This window comes from Alteripontixanthobacter muriae (genome assembly GCF_013336795.1).
GTDB lineage: Bacteria > Pseudomonadota > Alphaproteobacteria > Sphingomonadales > Sphingomonadaceae > Pseudopontixanthobacter > Pseudopontixanthobacter muriae.
On sequence record NZ_JAAFZT010000023.1, the window covers coordinates 33233 to 49917 of the forward strand.

Here is a 16685-nt window from a genome sequence, read left to right on the forward strand (position 1 = left end):
CATATTGCGCGGCTGGCCCCGACAGGTCTAACGTGACCGTTGGAGGAACTGCCGATGGCCATCTTGCGCGAACCACTACGGGAATTGACGGCCTGCGGGCTGCCGGATGCGCTGGAGGTCATGGGCGAACGCTGGTCCTTCATGATCCTGCGTGCCAGCTTCAACCGTATCCATCACTTTGAAGACTTCCTCAACGAACTCGGCATTGCGCGCAACATCCTCAGCAACCGGCTGGGCAAGCTGGTCGAACACGGCATTCTCGACCGGAAGCCATGCCGCGACGACAGGCGCCGGGTCGAATATCGGCTGACCGAGAAGGGATACGATCTCCTGCCGGCCATGCTGGCGCTGCGGCAATGGGGGCAGAAATATGGAACGCGAGTACCGGAAAACCCGGTTCTGGTGGATGACCGCGATCGCCTGCCGGTCGGGCAGGTATCGATCCTTGCACATGACGGGCGCATCCTGACGCATCGCGACCTGCGCTTTGCCGACCGCAGTCAGGTCGGCGTGAAGGATGACGCGGCCTGAGCCAGTCCGCCGCACCGCCGAGAACGCCGGACGGGCGCTACATCGTGGTTCGCGGCAGATTGTGGCGAGCCAGCAATCCCGCGCTCTCCGAAGCCGAGCGGCAACGGCTGGTCGATAAACTCATGGATGCGCGCAGGGCCGTGCGCGCCGCCGGGGGCGATCCTGAAGCCATGAAACTTGCCCGCGCCGGAGTGCAGGCGGCGAAGGAAGCGCTCGGCGAAAGAGGGCCGGTCTGGTGGACCGATCGCGCACCCGATTACAACCGCCGCATGGCGCGCAACACGCCCTACGCCGATTGGTGGGAGGAAACCGCTGTTTGAGCCTTCGCTGGAGGCGAGGGGAACCCTAGCCGTGGCCGCCCGGAGCCGTACCCGGCCTCAGGTAAGGAAACATATGCCCGACGTAATCGGCCTTGCCGAGCTGGACGCCGTTGTTCCGCAGAATCGCATAGGCTGTCATCACGTGAAAGTAGAACTGCCCGATCGCCCAGTCGCGGGCATATTGATCGACAGTGAGATCGAAGACCATCCCGTTCGGCAGTTCATGCGCAATGAACCTGTCGGGATCGGCAGGCGCGGGCCTGTCGGACAAGGTGCGGACCAGCGCCAGCGTCTCTTCGATGCGGCTCCGGGCGTCGGCCATCGTTCCGGGATGCTCACGCGCGTTGCGCCCTTCATCGAGCAGAACCTCGATCGAGCGCGGAAATTCTTCATCTTGCAAGCGATACATGCCCTCCTGCGCCTGAGCACAGGCGAAGCGGATCTGCGTCGATAGAGGGAACATGTCGGGCGCGAGTTGCGCCAGAAGCAGGCCTTCCGCCTTGTCGGGCATCTGTGCCTCCGCCTTTTTCAGCCACGCGGAAAGTGCGGTCAACATGTGGCGATAGGTCGGTGCGAGGAGGTTTGTTGGGTTCATATCAGGCTTTCGGAAAGTGCTTGGCAGGGGAAACGCAGGCGATGGTAGCAGGCCGATTTCACGTGCCAAGCCGATCGTTCAGGCACGGGGCGGTTGGCGGCGATAGCTCAGCGCTTCTGCGATATGAATGCGGCGAACTTGCTCCGATTGCGCCAGATCGGCGATAGTGCGCCCGACGCGCAGGATGCGCGTATAGCCGCGGGCCGACAGGCGCAGCTTCTCTGCCGCCTGCATCAGCAGGGCGCGCGCATCCTCGTCCGGCGTCGCGAAACGCTCCAGCGCCTCCCCCTCCAGTTCGGCATTGGTGCGGGCGCGGCTTTCTTCGCTGCGCGCCGTCTGGATGGCCCTCGCCGCCGCGACCCGCGCGGCGACTTCGGCGCTGCCTTCGGCGGGCGGGGGGAGGGCGAGGTCGGCGGCGCTGACGGGGTCCACCTCGATATGCAGGTCGATCCGATCCAGCATCGGGCCCGACACCTTGCTCTGGTAATCGGCGGCGCATTTGGGCGCCCGGCTGCAGGCAAGGGCGGGATTGCCCAGATGCCCGCAGCGGCACGGGTTCATCGCGGCGATCAGCTGGACTCTCGCCGGAAAGCTGACATGGGCATTCGCCCGCGCGACATCGACGCGCCCGGTTTCAAGCGGCTGCCGAAGCGAATCGAGAACGGCGCGCTGGAACTCCGGCAATTCGTCCAGGAACAACACGCCGAGATGCGCGAGACTCACTTTGCCCGGCTTCACCTTCAGTCCGCCGCCGGTCAGCGCGGCCATGCTGGCTGAATGATGCGGAGCGCGGAAGGGGCGAGTGCGGCTGATCTGCCCGTTCTCAAGGGTTCCGGCGACCGATTGCACCATCGATACTTCCAGCGCTTCGGCAGGAGTCAGGTCCGGCAGAATGCCGGGCAGGCACGATGCGAGCAGAGACTTGCCCGCGCCAGGCGGGCCGTTCATCAGCAGATTGTGCCCTCCGGCGGCCGCTATCTCCAGCCCGCGCTTGGCGGTTTCCTGCCCCTTAACCTGCTTCAGATCGGCGACGGGCGGGGCTGGCGCTACTTCCCCGCGCGCGGGTTCGGGCAGCGCCTGCGTGCCTTTCAGATGATTGAGCAGGCTGACGAGATCGGGCGCGGCGCAGACCGGAACGCCGCTGGCCCAGCGCGCCTCCGCCCCCTGCGCGGCGGGGCAGATCAGACCGACATCCTGTTCGGCGGCATGCATCGCCGCCAGCAGAACGCCAGGGGAAGCGACAATGCGCCCGTCCAGCGCCAGCTCGCCCACCGCCACCCAGTCGGTCATCTGTTCGGCATCGCACACGCCCATGGCGGCGAGCAGCGCGAGAGCGATGGGCAGATCGTAATGCGAGCCTTCCTTGGGCAGGTCGGCCGGCGAGAGGTTGATGGTGATACGCTTCGGGGGCAGGGCGAGGCCCATGGCGGAAAGGGCCGACTGCACGCGTTCGCGGCTCTCGCCGACTGCCTTGTCCGCCAGCCCGACCACGGCGAAGCGCGGGAGTCCGGAGGCGATCTGGCATTGCACCTCGACCTTTCGGGCTTCCAGACCCAGATAGGCAACCGTGCCGATAAGGGCGACCATGCCCGTTTCCCCTTTTAAACGCCTGTTCGTTTCGGCCCGTCCTTTGCCGCCAAATGACGGACGGGTCGAGGGGGCGTGGTGCTGCCACGGAGTAAAAGGACCTATTCTTCCGTGGTGAACGGATCGGAAAGCATCTTGCTTCGGCTTTCGGAAAGAGCTTCGCAGCCATGCTCTGCACCATGCGGAGACTTGCCTGTCATCTATTCGCCCTTGTCGCTGCTGCGGTTCCACCGGCGGCGTATGGCTCCATCGTCGCCACGGATCTGGCCCCGACTGTCGCTCGCACGACGCTTGCAGTGGCGGATTCGGAAAGCAGCCGGTACGGACCTTTCCAGGTGCTTGACGCAAGACGGGTCGCTCTCATCGATGTGACGGATGAAGACAGTCCGGCTCAATTCGCGGCATTGCTGCTGGAACACCCCGAGATAGAAGTCATCGAAATGGTCGAATGCCCCGGCACCGATCACGACATCGCGAATATGGAGCTCGGCCGGATGATTCGCGCGCGCGGCATTGCGACCTATGTGCCGCGCGGCGGTTCGGTTCGATCGGGGGCGGTCGAATTGTTCCTGGCAGGCGGGCAGAGGCAGATCGCCGAAGGCGCGGAATTTGCCGTGCACGCCTGGATGGATGCTGACGGGAGGCAGGCGTCGGACTTTCCCGCCGGAGCGCGCGAACATCGCTTTTACCTCGACTATTACGAAGAGATGGGCTTCTCGCCCGCTCAGGCACGCGCCTTCTATGCCATGACAAACTCGGTCGGGTTCGAGGATGCGCTGTGGCTCACCGGGGCTGAGATGCGCCGCTGGCTGCAGCCGGAGCGGGGCGCCGCGATGGCGAAAGCGGAGATGGCCGGTGCAAATGCCGGCCAACGCCTCGGCTATCTTGACTTGGGCGCGCCGCTGCCGTAGTTGCGCGCACCATACAGGCGGTCGCCTTCTTGAAGGGCGGCCATTTTTTATTTAGCCTATCCATGGCGCGGGGCCGACCTGCACCGTCGCAATTTTCGAGGACGTTATGAAGCGGACATTCCAGCCCAGCAATCTCGTGCGCCAGCGGCGCCACGGCTTTTTCGCCCGCAAGGCGACTCCCGGCGGCCGCAAGGTGCTGCGCAATCGCCGCCGCCGCGGCCGGAAGAATCTCTGCGCCTGATCGCTACGATCTGATGCTGGCTGGGTCGAGGGCGGTGCACGCCTCGACTCCGGCTCGCAACTGCTTGCTTGAAAGTGGCGGCTGATGTGAACGACCCTGCGAATTACGATTCGGCGGTTGATGCATCCGAAACAGGCGCAATGCCGGCCGTCATTCGCAAGCGCTCGGATTTCCTGGCCGCCAATCGCGGGCTACGGGTCGCACGACCCGGATTTGTCCTGCTCGTCCATGCCAATGGCGGGAAGGGCAAGCGTTACGGGATCACCGTGACCAAGCGCATCGGCAATGCCGTGGTCCGCAACCGGATGAAGCGGCGCTTTCGCGAATTGCTGCGCTTCGCTCTGCCGGAAGGCGGTCTTGCCGATCATGATCATGTCCTCATCGGCCGCGAAGGCGGTGTCGAACGCGACTTTGCCAAGCTGCGCATGGAATTGAGTGCGGCGCTGGAGCGCCTGCGAGAAGGCAAGGGCGATCCGCCGCGCAAGGGCCGGCCCGGATTGCGCCGCCCCCGCCGCTGATGCCGATTTCCGGCCCGAGTAGAACAATCCACACAATCCGCTATGATCGCCAGGCATGAAACAGGCTCTCATCCTTGTCGCGCGGCTATGGCAGATTGGCCCCTCGCGCATTTTGCCGCCGTCTTGCCGCTTCTCTCCGTCCTGCTCGCAATATGCTATCGAGGCGCTGGGCAAATATGGCGCAATCAAGGGTAGCTGGCTGGCGACGAAGCGTATACTGCGCTGCCATCCATGGGGGGGCCATGGATATGATCCGGTGCCATAGGGCATCGCCCAAACAAGAATTCTGACGGGACCGGTTACCTTGGACAATCAGCGCAATATCATTCTGGCCGTCGTTCTTTGCGGCCTGATGCTGCTCGGCTGGGAGCTGGCGATGAGCCAGTTCTATCCGCAGCCCGCAACGGTGGGGCAGGCGCAGCGCGAAGATGCGCCGGTAGATCGCGCCTTGCTGGCCGATGGCGATGACGGGGCAACGCCTGCCGTCCACACGCGCGAAGGCGGTCTGACCGATCCGGCGGATATTGCGCGGGAACGTGCCGATATCGGCACCCTGCTCGCCGACGGTGCGCGCGTGCCGATCGACGCGCCGAGGGTAGCCGGTTCGGTGAATCCCGTGGGTGCGCGCATCGACGATATCGTCCTCAAGACGCATCGCGAGACGGTGGACGAGGATAGCGGCCCCATCCGCATCTTCAGCCCGGCAGGAACGCCGGCCCAGCAATTCGCTCAGTTCGGCTGGGTCGCCGATGCGGCGGGCGGCAATATTCGCGTGCCCGACGCGCGCACGCGCTGGGAGGCCAGCGGCGGGCCTTTGGCCGTGGATTCGCCGGTGACCCTGCGCTGGAACAATGGGCAGGGACAGCTCTTCACCATCACGCTGTCGATCGACCGCTATTACATGATCACTGCGGAACAGACGGTGGCCAATACCGGCGGCGGGGCCGTGGCCTTGCAGCCTTTCGCGACCTTGAACCGCACCGATCGCACGGCGAGCGTGGATACCTGGACCATCCATTCCGGCCCTATCGGTGCCTTTGGCGACGGTGTGCAGTTCGGCCCCGACTATGACGATCTGACCGACGCACAGCGTGCATCGGGTGAAGGTGCCGCCCATTGGATCGGTTTTACCGACATCTACTGGCTTGGCGCGTTGATTCCTGAGGACGGCGCCGCGACTGCCGCCGACTTCCGCTCGCTTGGCAACAATATATTCCGAGCCGATGTCATCTATGATCCTGTCTTGGTCCAGCCGGGCCGCCAGGTGACCCGCACCACGCGCCTGTTCGCCGGAGCGAAGGAGAGCGCCGTTCTCGACGTCTATGAAGACGGCGGCGTCGAGAAATTCGGTCTTGCAATCGACTGGGGCTGGTTCCGCTGGTTCGAAAAGCCGATTTTCTGGCTGCTGCGCCTGCTTTACGATCTGGTCGGCAATTTTGGCGTCGCAATCATCCTGCTGACCGTCGTCATTCGCGGGCTGATGTTCCCCATCGCGCAGAAGGGCTTTGCCTCTATGGCCGCGATGAAGGCCATCCAGCCAAAGATGAAGGCGCTGCAGGAACGCTACAAGGACGACAAGCAGAAGCAGCAGCAGGAGATCATGGCGCTCTACAAGTCGGAAGGCGTCAACCCGCTGGCCGGGTGTCTTCCCATGCTGCTGCAGATCCCCGTGTTCTTCGCTCTGTACAAGGTGCTGATCCTGGCGATCGAGATGCGGCACAAGCCCTTCGTGCTCTGGATCCAGGATCTGTCCGCGCCTGATCCGGCGACCATTCTCAATTTGTTCGGCCTGTTGCCGTTCACGCCGCCCAGCTTCCTCGCCATCGGCGTGCTGGCGGTGCTGCTCGGCTTCACCATGTGGCTGACCTTCCGCCTCAACCCGGCGATGACCGATCCGGTCCAGCAGCAATTGTTCAACATCATGCCCTGGGTGCTGATGTTCGTCATGGCGCCGTTCGCCGCAGGCCTGCTGCTTTACTGGACGACGTCGAACATCCTGACGCTGGCGCAGCAGAAATATCTCTATTCCAAGCACCCGCAATTGCGCGCGCAGGCGGAAAAGGATCGTGAGGACAAGTTGCGCGCCAAGGAAGCGCCCGCAACCGGCGCGGCCAGCGATGCAGGTAAGGGCAAGGGCAAGGCATGACGCCCGAGGAAGAAGCGATCCGCGAAGAACGCGAGGCGCGCGAGCGGGCCGAACTGGCGCGGCAGGCGGCGAAGCTGTTCTCGGGCCGGGTCGACTTTCTGCTGTCGGCCCCGCAGCTGAAGTTCCTGCCTGAACCGACGGTGCCGGAGATCGCTTTCTCTGGTCGCTCCAATGTGGGCAAGAGTTCGCTGCTCAACGCTCTGGTGGGCCGGAAAGCGATCGCACGCGCTTCCGTGACGCCGGGGCGGACGCAGGAGCTCAATTTCTTCGAGGTCGGCGAACCGACGCAGTTCCGTCTGGTCGACATGCCGGGCTACGGCTTCGCCAAGGCGCCGCCCAAGGTGGTCGACAGGTGGAAGGCGCTGGTCCGCACCTATCTGAAAGGCCGGCAGGTGCTGAACCGAACGCTGGTGCTGGTCGACAGCCGCCACGGGCTGAAGGATGTCGACCGCGAGATGATGCGGATGCTCGACGAGACCGCGGTCGGTTATCGCATCGTTTTGACCAAGGCAGACAAGGTGAAGGCAAGTGCGCTGGACGAAGTGGCTGCGAAGGTTGCCGACGAGGCGCGGAAGCATCCGGCCGCTTTCCCCGTCCTGCATCTGACCAGCGCCGAGAAGGGCATGGGCATCCCCGAGCTTCGCGCCGCGATCCTTGCGGATGCGGGTTTATGACCGGTTTTGCGCAGCCGTCTTGACCCATGATGGGTACAGCTTGCTCGACAGGGCACTCCGCCTTCCCTAATTCGTTAGACCCGAGACGCTCCCGGCGCAGGGAGTGACAAAACGACAGGGCAACAGGGAAAAACTTCGATGAAGCTGATTATCGGCAACAAGAATTATTCCAGCTGGAGCCTGCGCGGCTGGCTGGCGATGAAGCAGTCCGGCCTGTCCTTTGAAGAACTGACGGTGAATATCGGCGGTGAGGAATGGGATATCGCCAAGCAGACCTCCGAAGACATCATGCCATCGGGGAAGGTGCCGATCCTGTGGGACGGCGACACGGTGATCTGGGACAGCCTCGCCATACTCGAATATCTGGGCGACAAGGTCGGGCGTGACCGGTTCTGGCCCAAGGATGATGCGGCGCGCGGCATGGCGCGATCCATCGTGGCGGAGATGCATTCCTCCTATCGGTCGCTGCGGGCCGAATGCCCGATGAACATCCGTCGCCGCGTCGAAAATGTCCGCCTGTCCGACGATTGCCGTGATGACGTCGTCCGCATCCTGCAACTTTGGGCCGAGGCGCGGGCGCGTTTCGGCACCAGCGGACCATTCCTGTTCGGCACCTTCGGCGCGGCGGACATATTCTATGCACCCGTCGTCAGCCGCTTCCTGACCTACGGCATCGGCGTTCCGGGCTTCGCGCAGGCGTACATGCAGGCGGTTTGGGAACATGAATGGATGCAGGGCTGGATCGCAGCTGCCGAGGACGAGGACTGGGTTCTGGCGCAATATGAAGGCGCACCGGCCTGATGCCGATGATGAGAAGCGAATTGCGGGCTGGCCTGGTATCATGAGCGTCCTCGACCTTGCCAAGGCGCTGATGGCAGCGCCAAGCGTCACGCCCGCTGTGGGTGACATATTCGACAAGATGGCACGGCTGCTGGAGCCGCACGGCTTTGCCGTCCATCGCTTCATCGCCGGGGAAGAGCCGGACGGTCCGGTCGAGAACCTGTTCGCCATCCGCCACGGCCCTGCCGGATCGCGCCACTTTGCCTTTGCGGGCCACCTTGATGTCGTACCGCCGGGTGAGGGATGGACCAGCGGCCCTTTCGCGCCTGAAGTGCGGCAGGCACCTGGTGGCGACTTGTTGTTCGGCCGCGGCGCAGTGGACATGAAAGGCGCCGTCGCTGCCATGGCGGCGGCTGTCGCGGACATCCCAGCCGAAAGCGGCACCATCAGCTTCATCATCACCGGCGACGAGGAAGGCCCGGCCCTTTACGGCACCCGCGCTCTTATCGATCATATCCGGGCAGCAGATGCGATCCCCGACCTGTGCCTCGTGGGGGAGCCCACTTCGGTCAACCGGCTGGGCGACATGATGAAGATCGGGCGGCGCGGTTCGGTCAACATCTGGCTGAAAGTCGAAGGCGTGCAAGGCCATGTCGCCTATCCGCATCTGGCCGACAATCCCATTCCCTCGCTTGTCGCCATTCTCGCCGAATTGCAGTCACTGGCGCTGGACGAAGGCACCGACTGGTTCCAGCCTTCCAATCTCGAGATTACCGATCTGGCTGTCGGCAATCCGGCGCATAATGTCATCCCCGCCAAGGCCGAAGCGCGCATCTCCATCCGCTTCAACGATCTGCACAAGGGCGAAGATCTGGTGCGCCGCATAGAGGAGGTGGCCGAACGCCACGGCGGTACAGCGAAAGCGATCATATCCGGAGAGAGTTTCCTCACCATGCCGGGCGAGTTTTCCGAACTGGTGGCCTCTGCTGTCGAAGCCGAGACCGGCATCCGCCCAGAGGCAAGCACCAGCGGCGGCACATCGGACGCGCGCTTCCTCAAGGATCTGTGTCCGGTAATCGAATTCGGCCTCGTCAATGCGACCATGCACAAGCGTGACGAGGCGGTGGCGGTGGACGATCTGGTGGCGCTGACGCGAATATACCGGCGGATCGTGCAGGCGGCGCTCGCCTCCCGATAAGCGCGCCAGTCACCTTGCACTATGGCCCGCACAAGGGCAGAAGGCGTCGGCAAAAGAGGATGCATGCGGGCCGCTTTGCGGGCGCTGCGATGGGGGTATATCCGCAGAATGACACGTACATGGTTCGCCATCCCCTTGTGGCAGCGCGTCATTGCCGCCCTCATCCTCGGCATTGTCACCGGGCTTGTCTGGGGACCGGGCGCGGAAAGCATCAAGATCATCGGCGACATCTTCATCGCCTTCATCAAGATGCTGGTCGTGCCGCTCATCTTCTTCAGCCTCGTATCAGGCGTCGCGGCCATTGGCGACTTGCGAAAGCTTGGCTCGGTCGGCGGCCGTGCCGCGCTGCTGTTCCTGGTGACCGGGCAGATTGCCGTCTGGCTCGGCCTGCTCATGGGGACGCTGCTGGCACCGGGTTCCGGTCTGGACGTCGGCAGTATCGAACGCGGCGCCATACCCGAGCCTCAGGACACCGGCTGGCGCGACATGCTCCTGTCCATCGTCCCGCAAAGCCCGGTGCAGGTCATGGCCGACGTAAACGTCTTGCCGCTGATCGTCTTTGCCATGCTGATCGGCATCGGCATTCTGATGGCGGAAAAGGACGGTGAACCGGTCGCGAAGATCTTCGATTCCGGCTCCATCGTGATGCAGAAGGTGACGGCGGTGGTGATGGAACTGACGCCCTTCGGCGTGTTCGCGCTGATGGCCTGGGTAGCGGGCACGCAGGGGTCGGATGCGCTGATCGCACTCGCCAAGCTGGTCGGGCTGAACTATCTCGGCTGCCTCATCATCATCTTCGTCATGTATTCCGCGATGGTGAAGTTCCTCGCGCGATTGCCGGTGCGCGACTTCTTCCGCGGCATCATCGATGCGATGGCGGTGGCCTATTCTACGGCCTCCAGCAACGCGACGCTGCCGGTGACGCTGCGCTGCACCCAGCGCAATCTCGGCGTCTCGCCAAGCGTTTCCAGCTTCATAGTGTCGCTCGGCGCCACGGTGAACATGAACGGCACGGCTATGTATCTCGGCCTCGCCACTCTGTTCGGTGCTCAGGTGTTTGGCGTTTCACTCGACTGGGGCGATTATTTCGCGATTTCCGTCCTCGCGACCGCCGGTGCGATCGGCGCAGCGGGTATTCCCGGTGCCGGCCTCATCATGATGGCGCTGGTGTTCGGCGCTGTCGGCGTGCCGCTCGAAACCATCGCCCTTGTCGCAGGGGTCGACCGGATCATGGACATGATGCGCACGGTCACCAATGTTTCGGGCGATGCCGCGATCACGATGACGGTGGCATCCATGACGGGCGAGATCGACCGCGAGGAAATGATCAGCGCCGACGACATCTGAGACCGCACCCGGGAGATCAGTTCATTCGATCAGCTCCGGTGTATTCGACGGGTACGAAATTGCCGATCGCGCAACCCGCACCGCGCTCGATCGTGCCTGCGGTGTCGCGCAGGACGTAGATTATTTCGGGATTGCACAGCCGACCGATGGTCGTGTCGTAGGAGAAGGCGCGTTCGAACCCCAGGCCGGGGCAGCGATTGGGCAGAGTATTGCGATAGACCCGGCCACGCGTCATCTCGAAGTCGATCACACGGTCGCTCTGCACCCTAGTATCCCTGATGTTGCGTGTGCTGATGCAGTTCTCTGCCGCCCCGGTCACGCGCACCGGCGGCAAATTATCTGGTGCGTCAGATGTCTGCATTTGGCTGGAACATGCTGATAGAGAAGCTGCGGCGAGCAGGGCGGCGCAGGCAGTAAGGGCAGGGCGGCGCATGGCTTTACCTCCGTTGGCTGCGGGGCATGCCAAGGCGGTGTCCGCGGCGCCCCGTGCAAGTTCAACGAGGAAGCCTGCGCCCTGTTCCTAACCGGCCTTGCCGCCGGTGCTGCGAGCCTTCGGCGGAGACATGATTTTCTGCCGAAAGGAACACAGGTCGACAATTGGGCAGCGCCAGCATTCCGGAGTTCGCGCCTTGCAGACATAGCGGCCATGCAGGATCAGCCAGTGATGCGCGTCGCGCCGGAAAGGCTGCGGAACCCGCTTTTCCAGCTTCGCCTCGACCGCTTCGGGCGTCTTGCCCTTGGCCAATCCGGTCCTGTTGCCGACGCGGAAGACATGCGTGTCCACGGCGAAGGTCTCCATCCCGAAGGCGCAGTTCATGACGACGTTGGCGGTCTTGCGCCCGACACCCTGCAGCGTGATGAGAGCGTCGCGATCCTGAGGAACTTCACTGTCATATTCGTCGATCAGGCGCTGCGACAAGGCGATCACGTTCTTCGCCTTGGAATTGAACAGGCCGATGGTGCGGATATGCTCCTTCAGCCCTTCTTCGCCCAGAGCAATCATGTCTTCGGGTGTGCGCACGTGAGCGAACAGATCGCGAGTCGCCTTGTTCACGCCCACATCGGTCGCCTGGGCAGACAAGGCAACCGCGACGACCAGCTGGAAAGGATTGTCATATTCCAGCTCGGTTTCGGGGGAGGGGTTGTCCTCGGCCAGGCGCCGGAAGAGTTCGAAGATCTGGTCCTTGGTCACGCAAAACCCGCATTCTGGCGCGAGCCGAGGCCGAGGACATCTTCCATGCCATAGCGCCCCGGGGCACGACCGATCAGCCATTCCGCGCCGCGCAGCGCTCCGCGTGCGAAGATGCTGCGGTCTTCCGCATGATGCGACAGGGTGATGCGTTCCTGCTCACCCGCCAGGATGACACTGTGATCGCCCGCGACGGTACCGCCGCGCAAGGCAGCGAAGCCGATCGTGCCCGTCTCGCGCTGGCCGGTGTGCCCGTCCCGTCCGCTGCGCGAATTTACGGAAAGGTCGATGCCGCGCCCCTGCGCCGCGGCTTCGCCCAGCAGGAGGGCAGTGCCGGAGGGCGCATCCACTTTCATCCGGTGATGCATCTCGAGGATCTCCACATCCCATTCAGGGCCGAGCCGCGCCGAGGCTTCGCGCACAAGAGATGCCAGAAGCGTCACCCCGAGCGAGGTATTCCCTGTCTGCAGAACGGCAATTTCCTGCGCCCGGCCGTCGATCAGGGCGTGGTCGGAGGCGGATAGCCCTGTCGTTCCGATGAGCATGGGCGTGCCTGCCGCTGCAGCTGCCGCCAGATTGGCGGGAAGGGCTGCCGGTGACGAGAAATCAACCAGCACGTCGCAACGTCCGGCAAGGTCACCTGCGTCGCCTGCACGGTCCACGCCGCCTGCCAGTTCATGCCGGCTTGCCGCGACGGCTTCCGCGATGGCGCGGCCCATGCGTCCTTCGCTGCCGATGATTCCGATACTGGCCATTGCGCTTCTCCCGAGTGGCGTGTTTCATGGCCTGCATGGCTTCCGATCTCAACCGTCCAGTAGGCAATATCGTCATCCTGACAGGGGCAGGCATCTCCGCTGAAAGCGGCATCGACACCTTTCGTAATGGTGGCGGATTATGGGAAAAGCACCGGGTGGAGGATGTCGCGACGCCGCAGGCATTTCGGCGCGATCCCGATCTGGTGCAGCGTTTCTACGACATGCGCCGCAGCGCAATCGCGGACAAGCAGCCCAATGCAGCGCATCATGCCTTGGCGAAGCTCGACCGGGAATGGCATGGCGAGAGGCGTGACCTGCTCATCGTCACGCAGAATGTCGACGATCTGCATGAGCGGGCGGGCGCAAAACGCGTACTGCACATGCATGGCGAGGCGCTGAGCGCGCTTTGCTCCAGCTGCGGGAGCCGTCACCCCTGGCGCGACGACCTGCAGCACGGCCCGGCTTGCCCGTCCTGCGGTGAACAGCGCCTGCGGCCAGATGTCGTCTGGTTCGGCGAGATGCCCTATGGGATGGACCGGATCGAGGCTGCTTTACGGAAGGCCGATCTGTTCGTCTCCATCGGCACGTCAGGGGCTGTCTATCCGGCGGCGGGCTTTGTCGCCCAGGCGGCACAGGCCGGCGTTCCGACGCTGGAACTGAACCTGGAACGCAGCGAAGGGTCGGACTGGTTCGACGAAAGCCGCTTGGGTGCGGCAAGCAGGATCGTGCCGGAATGGGTGGAGGAACTACTTGGCGGTTGAGGGCGCGGACATGCTGCAAGCGCGGCACTGCGGGTCCTTGGCAATGGTGAGCGTCCGCATGCCGGGTGCCAGCCCGTCCAGAATGTGCAGCCGCCCCCATTGCGGGTCCCCGAAAGCCGCCTTGCCTTGCAAGATGATGCGCAAGGCCTGCATCGCGGCGAAGGTGCCTGCCCAGCCCGCCATCGCGCCGAGCATGCCATCCTCGGCACAGGTATCACAATCATCGGCATCAAAGGCGTCGCCGACATAGCAGCGATAGCAAGGCGAATCAGCGTGGTGCCCGGCAAAGGCGGCAACCTGCCCCTGAAAGCGTCCGACTGCAGCGCTGAGCAGCGGAACGGCCTGCTGCACGCAGGCATCCGAGATCGCCAAGCGGGTGGCGAAATTGTCGGTGCCGTCCAGAACGACCATGGCTCCTTCGACGAGACCGGCAGCATTGCCCTTATCGATTCGCGTGTCCCGAATTTCAGCTTTGATCTGGCTGTCGAAATTGGCCAGCCAGCGCCGTGCTGCCACCGGCTTTGCATGGCCGACATCGCGCTGGGTATAGAGCGTCTGCCGCTGCAGGTTGGACAACTCCACATCACCGTCATCGACCAGAGTCAGCCGCCCGATTCCGGCAGCAGCGAGATACTGCAAGGCCGGCGAGCCGATGCCGCCGAGGCCGATCAGCGCGACATGCGCTTCGGCCAGAGCGGCCTGACCTGCCCCGCCGATTTCCGGCAGGATGATATTGCGGGCAAATCGGTCGAGGCGTTCGGGTTCAAGCGGCATCGGCGCGCCTTACGACGCAGGCGCACGCCCTGTCGACAGGTCTGTGGAGAATGGGTGGACAGCTGGCTGGCAAGCAGTGGAAGACTGGCTGAGCCGCCTCAGCTTTCCAGCTGGCGCAGCAGGCTGCGCACATCGCCATCCATATCGGCATCCCGTCCGCGCAAATCCTCGATCAGGCGCACGGCATGGATGACGGTGGAATGATCGCGCCCGCCGAACTTGCGACCGATTTCGGGATAGCTGCGCGGCGTCAGCACCTTGGCCAGATACATTGCCACCTGACGCGGACGGACAACTGCACGGGCGCGGCGCTTGGACGACATTTCGCTGCGGTCGATCCGGTAGAACTGGCAGACGGTGCGCTGGATCTCGTCGATGGTGATCCGGCGGCGATTGGCCGAAAGGATGTCGGTCAGCTGTTCCTCGGCCAGGTTCAGGCTGACTTCCTGACCGGTCAGCTGCGCATAGGCGATCAGCTTGTTCAGCCCGCCGACCAGTTCGCGGATGTTGCGCGTGATGGTGCGGGCGAGGAAGTCGATCACATCGGCTGGAACATCAAGCGGTGCGAAGCGGGTCAGCTTCGATTCGAGAATGGCGCGGCGCAGTTCGATATCGGCCGGGGCAATGTCCGCCACGAGGCCCATGGAAAGGCGGCTGAGCAGGCGCGGTTCCACCCCGTCGAGCGCCTGAGGCGCGCGGTCGGCGGCAAAGACCAGGCGTTTGCCTTCGGCCAGCAGCGCGTCGATCGTGTAGAGCAGTTCTTCCTGTGCGCTGGCCTTGCCGATGATGAACTGGATATCGTCCACCAGCAGCAGGTCGAAACTGCGCAGCCGGCTCTTGAATTCCATCATCCGATTCTGCTTCAGCGCCTGGACGAACTCGATCATGAAGCGTTCGGCGCTGCAATAGAAGATGCGCGTGCGCGGGTGATCCGCGAGATAGGCATGGCCGATGGCGTGCAGCAGATGGGTTTTGCCCTGGCCTGTCGCGGCCTTGAGATAGAGCGGCGAGAATTGCGGCTTTTCCGGCGCGGACATGCGCTGGGCGGCATTGCAGGCGAGGATGTTGGATTCGCCTGTGACGAAGGCGCCGAATGTCAGCGACGCGTCGAGGCCGACCGGGGCGAAGGTGGGGTCGTCGAACGCCGCCTGTCCATAGCCGCCAGCAGAAAAAGCATTCCCCATCGAGGCCGCAGACGGCGACCCGCTATCATTGGCGGCAATCCGCTTGCCACTGTTGTCGATCCGCAGTTCGGGCAGTTGGCGACGTCCGGGATGGACGGCGACGCGAACCTGGCGCACCTCGCTGCGGGCGATTTTCCAGGCGAGCGACAGGCGGTCGGCAAAGCGATCCTGCACCCAATTGGCGGAAAATTCCGTCGGCAGGTAAAGGTCGAGCGTTCCGGTGGCCTTGCAGAAGCCGCCAAGCTGGATCGGCTTGATCCACTGGCTGTGCAATTGCTGGCCGAGATCCTTGCGCAAACCCAGGCTGATGTCGGACCAATCGGCCGCGAGGTTTACCGCTTCGAGATCTTCCATCGCGCTGTCATCCGCCTTGCCCATCAACATCCCCTCCCCAAAAACAACCCGGCCTGCTGGTTGCAGACAAAGCTTCGCCGGATTCCGGAATCGCATTGTCGATTCGGAAGGCCCCCCGGCTTTTCGTCGGTAATTGGCGGAGCCGTTCGGGGCCCTGCCGAGGCATGGTTTATGACCGGCCGGGGCGCCGAGTAAAGGGCCGGACCTGCAAAAAATCTGAAATAATTCGATTGACTCGACCGACCCCGCAGAAGCCCGTGAGAGCACCGGATTTCCGCCATTTTCAAGCCCTGCCGCGACACGAATCATGAAGAATCAAGGCGATCGTATGATGACTGGGGCGTCAGTCATGCAGACAACAAAAAGGCCGGCGCGAAATGCGCCGGCCTTCCGGTAAACAGTCTGGGTTAATCGCTGCCTTCGCCCGGGCCTGGATTGCAGCCCGAAACGATTCGTCAGCCGCCCGTCAGGGCTCCATTCAGAGTGCGGCGACCCGCTTCGACAGACGCGACATTTTCCGCGAGGCCGTGTTCTTGTGCATCACGCCGCGCGCGACACCGCGAGCCAGTTCGGGCTGGGCATCCTTCAGCGCAGCCTGCGCCGCATTCTTGTCGCCACCTTCGATGGCGTTCTCGACCCGCTTCACATAGGAACGGATGCGGCTGACCCGCGCACCGTTCACTTCGGCGCGGGCGTTGTTGCGGCGGATGCGCTTCTTGGCTTGCGGCGTATTGGCCATGTTCGTCCTTATCTCGTGAAGGTCGCCCGCAGGGCGAAGCTTCCTGTAAACTGATTGTAACCTGCGCATCCCGGGCCCTGT

Annotated in this window: 20 protein-coding genes; 12 read left to right on the forward strand and 8 right to left on the reverse strand. The window is 63.6% G+C overall.

Annotated elements, in window-relative coordinates; genetic code table 11:
• Positions 1 to 54 precede the first annotated feature (54 nt).
• Positions 55 to 531 carry a winged helix-turn-helix transcriptional regulator gene (locus G7A66_RS08450; RefSeq protein ID WP_174295257.1) on the forward strand — a complete coding sequence of 159 codons (477 nt, stop codon included), beginning with the start codon at positions 55 to 57 and terminating at the stop codon, positions 529 to 531.
• Positions 532 to 575: 44 nt separating this feature from the next.
• A complete protein-coding gene (locus tag G7A66_RS08455) occupies positions 576 to 851 on the forward strand; it encodes a hypothetical protein (protein ID WP_332310521.1) in 276 nt (91 codons plus the stop codon).
• A gap of 25 nt (positions 852 to 876) precedes the next feature.
• On the opposite strand, the gene G7A66_RS08460 is transcribed toward G7A66_RS08455, so the two are convergent.
• On the reverse strand, positions 877 to 1446 hold the full coding sequence (locus G7A66_RS08460) for a DUF1993 domain-containing protein (protein ID WP_174295258.1): 570 nt from the start codon (positions 1444 to 1446) through the stop codon (positions 877 to 879).
• A 78-nt stretch (positions 1447 to 1524) separates the two neighbouring features.
• Entirely contained in the window at positions 1525 to 3033 is a 1509-nt protein-coding gene (locus G7A66_RS08465; RefSeq protein ID WP_174295259.1) for a YifB family Mg chelatase-like AAA ATPase, read from the reverse strand.
• Between the two features lie 179 nt (positions 3034 to 3212).
• On the opposite strand from G7A66_RS08465, the gene G7A66_RS08470 reads away from it, so the two are divergent.
• The 9 genes from G7A66_RS08470 (at position 3213) to G7A66_RS08510 (ending at position 10848) form a co-directional block, all read left to right on the forward strand.
• Positions 3213 to 3944 (forward strand): alpha/beta hydrolase, encoded by a 732-nt coding sequence (locus tag G7A66_RS08470; RefSeq protein ID WP_174295260.1) that lies wholly within the window; start codon positions 3213 to 3215, stop codon positions 3942 to 3944.
• Positions 3945 to 4050: 106 nt separating this feature from the next.
• The gene (rpmH, locus tag G7A66_RS08475) at positions 4051 to 4185 is read left to right on the forward strand and encodes a 50S ribosomal protein L34 (protein WP_170005129.1); all 135 of its coding nucleotides are present in this window, start codon (positions 4051 to 4053) and stop codon (positions 4183 to 4185) included.
• A gap of 140 nt (positions 4186 to 4325) precedes the next feature.
• On the forward strand, positions 4326 to 4703 hold the full coding sequence (rnpA, locus tag G7A66_RS08480) for a ribonuclease P protein component (protein ID WP_174295308.1): 378 nt from the start codon (positions 4326 to 4328) through the stop codon (positions 4701 to 4703).
• 55 nt (positions 4704 to 4758) lie between these two features.
• Entirely contained in the window at positions 4759 to 4968 is a 210-nt protein-coding gene (gene yidD, locus G7A66_RS08485) for a membrane protein insertion efficiency factor YidD (RefSeq protein ID WP_174295261.1), read from the forward strand.
• A gap of 39 nt (positions 4969 to 5007) precedes the next feature.
• On the forward strand, positions 5008 to 6849 hold the full coding sequence (yidC, locus tag G7A66_RS08490) for a membrane protein insertase YidC (protein WP_174295262.1): 1842 nt from the start codon (positions 5008 to 5010) through the stop codon (positions 6847 to 6849).
• Entirely contained in the window at positions 6846 to 7523 is a 678-nt protein-coding gene (yihA, locus tag G7A66_RS08495; RefSeq protein ID WP_174295263.1) for a ribosome biogenesis GTP-binding protein YihA/YsxC, read from the forward strand. The genes yidC and yihA overlap by 4 nt, the downstream gene beginning before the upstream one ends.
• A 138-nt stretch (positions 7524 to 7661) precedes the next feature.
• Positions 7662 to 8324, forward strand: a complete 663-nt coding sequence (locus G7A66_RS08500) for a glutathione S-transferase family protein (RefSeq protein ID WP_174295264.1) — start codon at positions 7662 to 7664, stop codon at positions 8322 to 8324.
• A gap of 40 nt (positions 8325 to 8364) precedes the next feature.
• Positions 8365 to 9501, forward strand: a complete 1137-nt coding sequence (gene dapE / locus G7A66_RS08505; RefSeq protein WP_174295265.1) for a succinyl-diaminopimelate desuccinylase — start codon at positions 8365 to 8367, stop codon at positions 9499 to 9501.
• Positions 9502 to 9609: 108 nt separating this feature from the next.
• Positions 9610 to 10848 carry a dicarboxylate/amino acid:cation symporter gene (locus G7A66_RS08510; RefSeq protein ID WP_174295266.1) on the forward strand — a complete coding sequence of 413 codons (1239 nt, stop codon included), beginning with the start codon at positions 9610 to 9612 and terminating at the stop codon, positions 10846 to 10848.
• A gap of 16 nt (positions 10849 to 10864) precedes the next feature.
• Here the strand turns inward: G7A66_RS08510 and G7A66_RS08515 are convergent, their stop codons facing one another.
• From G7A66_RS08515 to dapB, 3 genes are all read right to left on the reverse strand, one after another.
• Positions 10865 to 11209 carry a hypothetical protein gene (locus G7A66_RS08515; RefSeq protein ID WP_174295267.1) on the reverse strand — a complete coding sequence of 115 codons (345 nt, stop codon included), beginning with the start codon at positions 11207 to 11209 and terminating at the stop codon, positions 10865 to 10867.
• Between the two features lie 159 nt (positions 11210 to 11368).
• Positions 11369 to 12040: an endonuclease III gene (gene nth, locus G7A66_RS08520; protein ID WP_174295268.1), complete on the reverse strand. Its 672-nt coding sequence runs from the start codon at positions 12038 to 12040 to the stop codon at positions 11369 to 11371.
• A complete protein-coding gene (gene dapB / locus G7A66_RS08525; protein WP_174295269.1) occupies positions 12037 to 12792 on the reverse strand; it encodes a 4-hydroxy-tetrahydrodipicolinate reductase in 756 nt (251 codons plus the stop codon). The genes nth and dapB overlap by 4 nt, the downstream gene beginning before the upstream one ends.
• A 35-nt stretch (positions 12793 to 12827) precedes the next feature.
• Between dapB and G7A66_RS08530 the strand changes: the two genes are divergently transcribed.
• A complete protein-coding gene (locus G7A66_RS08530; protein ID WP_174295270.1) occupies positions 12828 to 13553 on the forward strand; it encodes an NAD-dependent deacylase in 726 nt (241 codons plus the stop codon).
• Here the strand turns inward: G7A66_RS08530 and G7A66_RS08535 are convergent.
• The 3 genes from G7A66_RS08535 to rpsT all read right to left on the reverse strand — a co-directional run bounded on the left by G7A66_RS08535 (position 13539) and on the right by rpsT (position 16604).
• Positions 13539 to 14327, reverse strand: coding sequence for a HesA/MoeB/ThiF family protein (locus G7A66_RS08535; RefSeq protein WP_174295271.1), 789 nt, complete (start codon positions 14325 to 14327; stop codon positions 13539 to 13541). The genes G7A66_RS08530 and G7A66_RS08535 overlap by 15 nt on opposite strands.
• A 98-nt stretch (positions 14328 to 14425) precedes the next feature.
• On the reverse strand, positions 14426 to 15889 hold the full coding sequence (dnaA, locus tag G7A66_RS08540) for a chromosomal replication initiator protein DnaA (protein ID WP_232366754.1): 1464 nt from the start codon (positions 15887 to 15889) through the stop codon (positions 14426 to 14428).
• 454 nt (positions 15890 to 16343) lie between these two features.
• The gene (gene rpsT / locus G7A66_RS08545; RefSeq protein ID WP_174295273.1) at positions 16344 to 16604 is read right to left on the reverse strand and encodes a 30S ribosomal protein S20; all 261 of its coding nucleotides are present in this window, start codon (positions 16602 to 16604) and stop codon (positions 16344 to 16346) included.
• Positions 16605 to 16685 lie beyond the last annotated feature (81 nt).

Bases quoted from the DNA above. Each gene is read 5' to 3' on its own strand.
- rpmH (WP_170005129.1), top strand. From the start codon at position 4,051: ATGAAGCGGACATTCCAGCCCAGCAATCTCGTGCGCCAGCGGCGCCAC.
- dnaA (WP_232366754.1), bottom strand. From the start codon at position 15,889: ATGGGCAAGGCGGATGACAGCGCGATGGAAGATCTCGAAGCGGTAAAC.
- G7A66_RS08535 (WP_174295271.1), bottom strand. From the start codon at position 14,327: ATGCCGCTTGAACCCGAACGCCTCGACCGATTTGCCCGCAATATCATC.
- G7A66_RS08460 (WP_174295258.1), bottom strand. From the start codon at position 1,446: ATGAACCCAACAAACCTCCTCGCACCGACCTATCGCCACATGTTGACC.
- G7A66_RS08515 (WP_174295267.1), bottom strand. From the start codon at position 11,209: ATGCAGACATCTGACGCACCAGATAATTTGCCGCCGGTGCGCGTGACC.
- yihA (WP_174295263.1), top strand. From the start codon at position 6,846: ATGACGCCCGAGGAAGAAGCGATCCGCGAAGAACGCGAGGCGCGCGAG.
- rpsT (WP_174295273.1), bottom strand. From the start codon at position 16,604: ATGGCCAATACGCCGCAAGCCAAGAAGCGCATCCGCCGCAACAACGCC.
- G7A66_RS08530 (WP_174295270.1), top strand. From the start codon at position 12,828: ATGGCTTCCGATCTCAACCGTCCAGTAGGCAATATCGTCATCCTGACA.
- G7A66_RS08465 (WP_174295259.1), bottom strand. From the start codon at position 3,033: ATGGTCGCCCTTATCGGCACGGTTGCCTATCTGGGTCTGGAAGCCCGA.
- yidD (WP_174295261.1), top strand. From the start codon at position 4,759: ATGAAACAGGCTCTCATCCTTGTCGCGCGGCTATGGCAGATTGGCCCC.
- dapE (WP_174295265.1), top strand. From the start codon at position 8,365: ATGAGCGTCCTCGACCTTGCCAAGGCGCTGATGGCAGCGCCAAGCGTC.
- G7A66_RS08500 (WP_174295264.1), top strand. From the start codon at position 7,662: ATGAAGCTGATTATCGGCAACAAGAATTATTCCAGCTGGAGCCTGCGC.
- G7A66_RS08470 (WP_174295260.1), top strand. From the start codon at position 3,213: ATGCGGAGACTTGCCTGTCATCTATTCGCCCTTGTCGCTGCTGCGGTT.
- dapB (WP_174295269.1), bottom strand. From the start codon at position 12,792: ATGGCCAGTATCGGAATCATCGGCAGCGAAGGACGCATGGGCCGCGCC.
- rnpA (WP_174295308.1), top strand. From the start codon at position 4,326: ATGCCGGCCGTCATTCGCAAGCGCTCGGATTTCCTGGCCGCCAATCGC.
- G7A66_RS08450 (WP_174295257.1), top strand. From the start codon at position 55: ATGGCCATCTTGCGCGAACCACTACGGGAATTGACGGCCTGCGGGCTG.
- G7A66_RS08510 (WP_174295266.1), top strand. From the start codon at position 9,610: ATGACACGTACATGGTTCGCCATCCCCTTGTGGCAGCGCGTCATTGCC.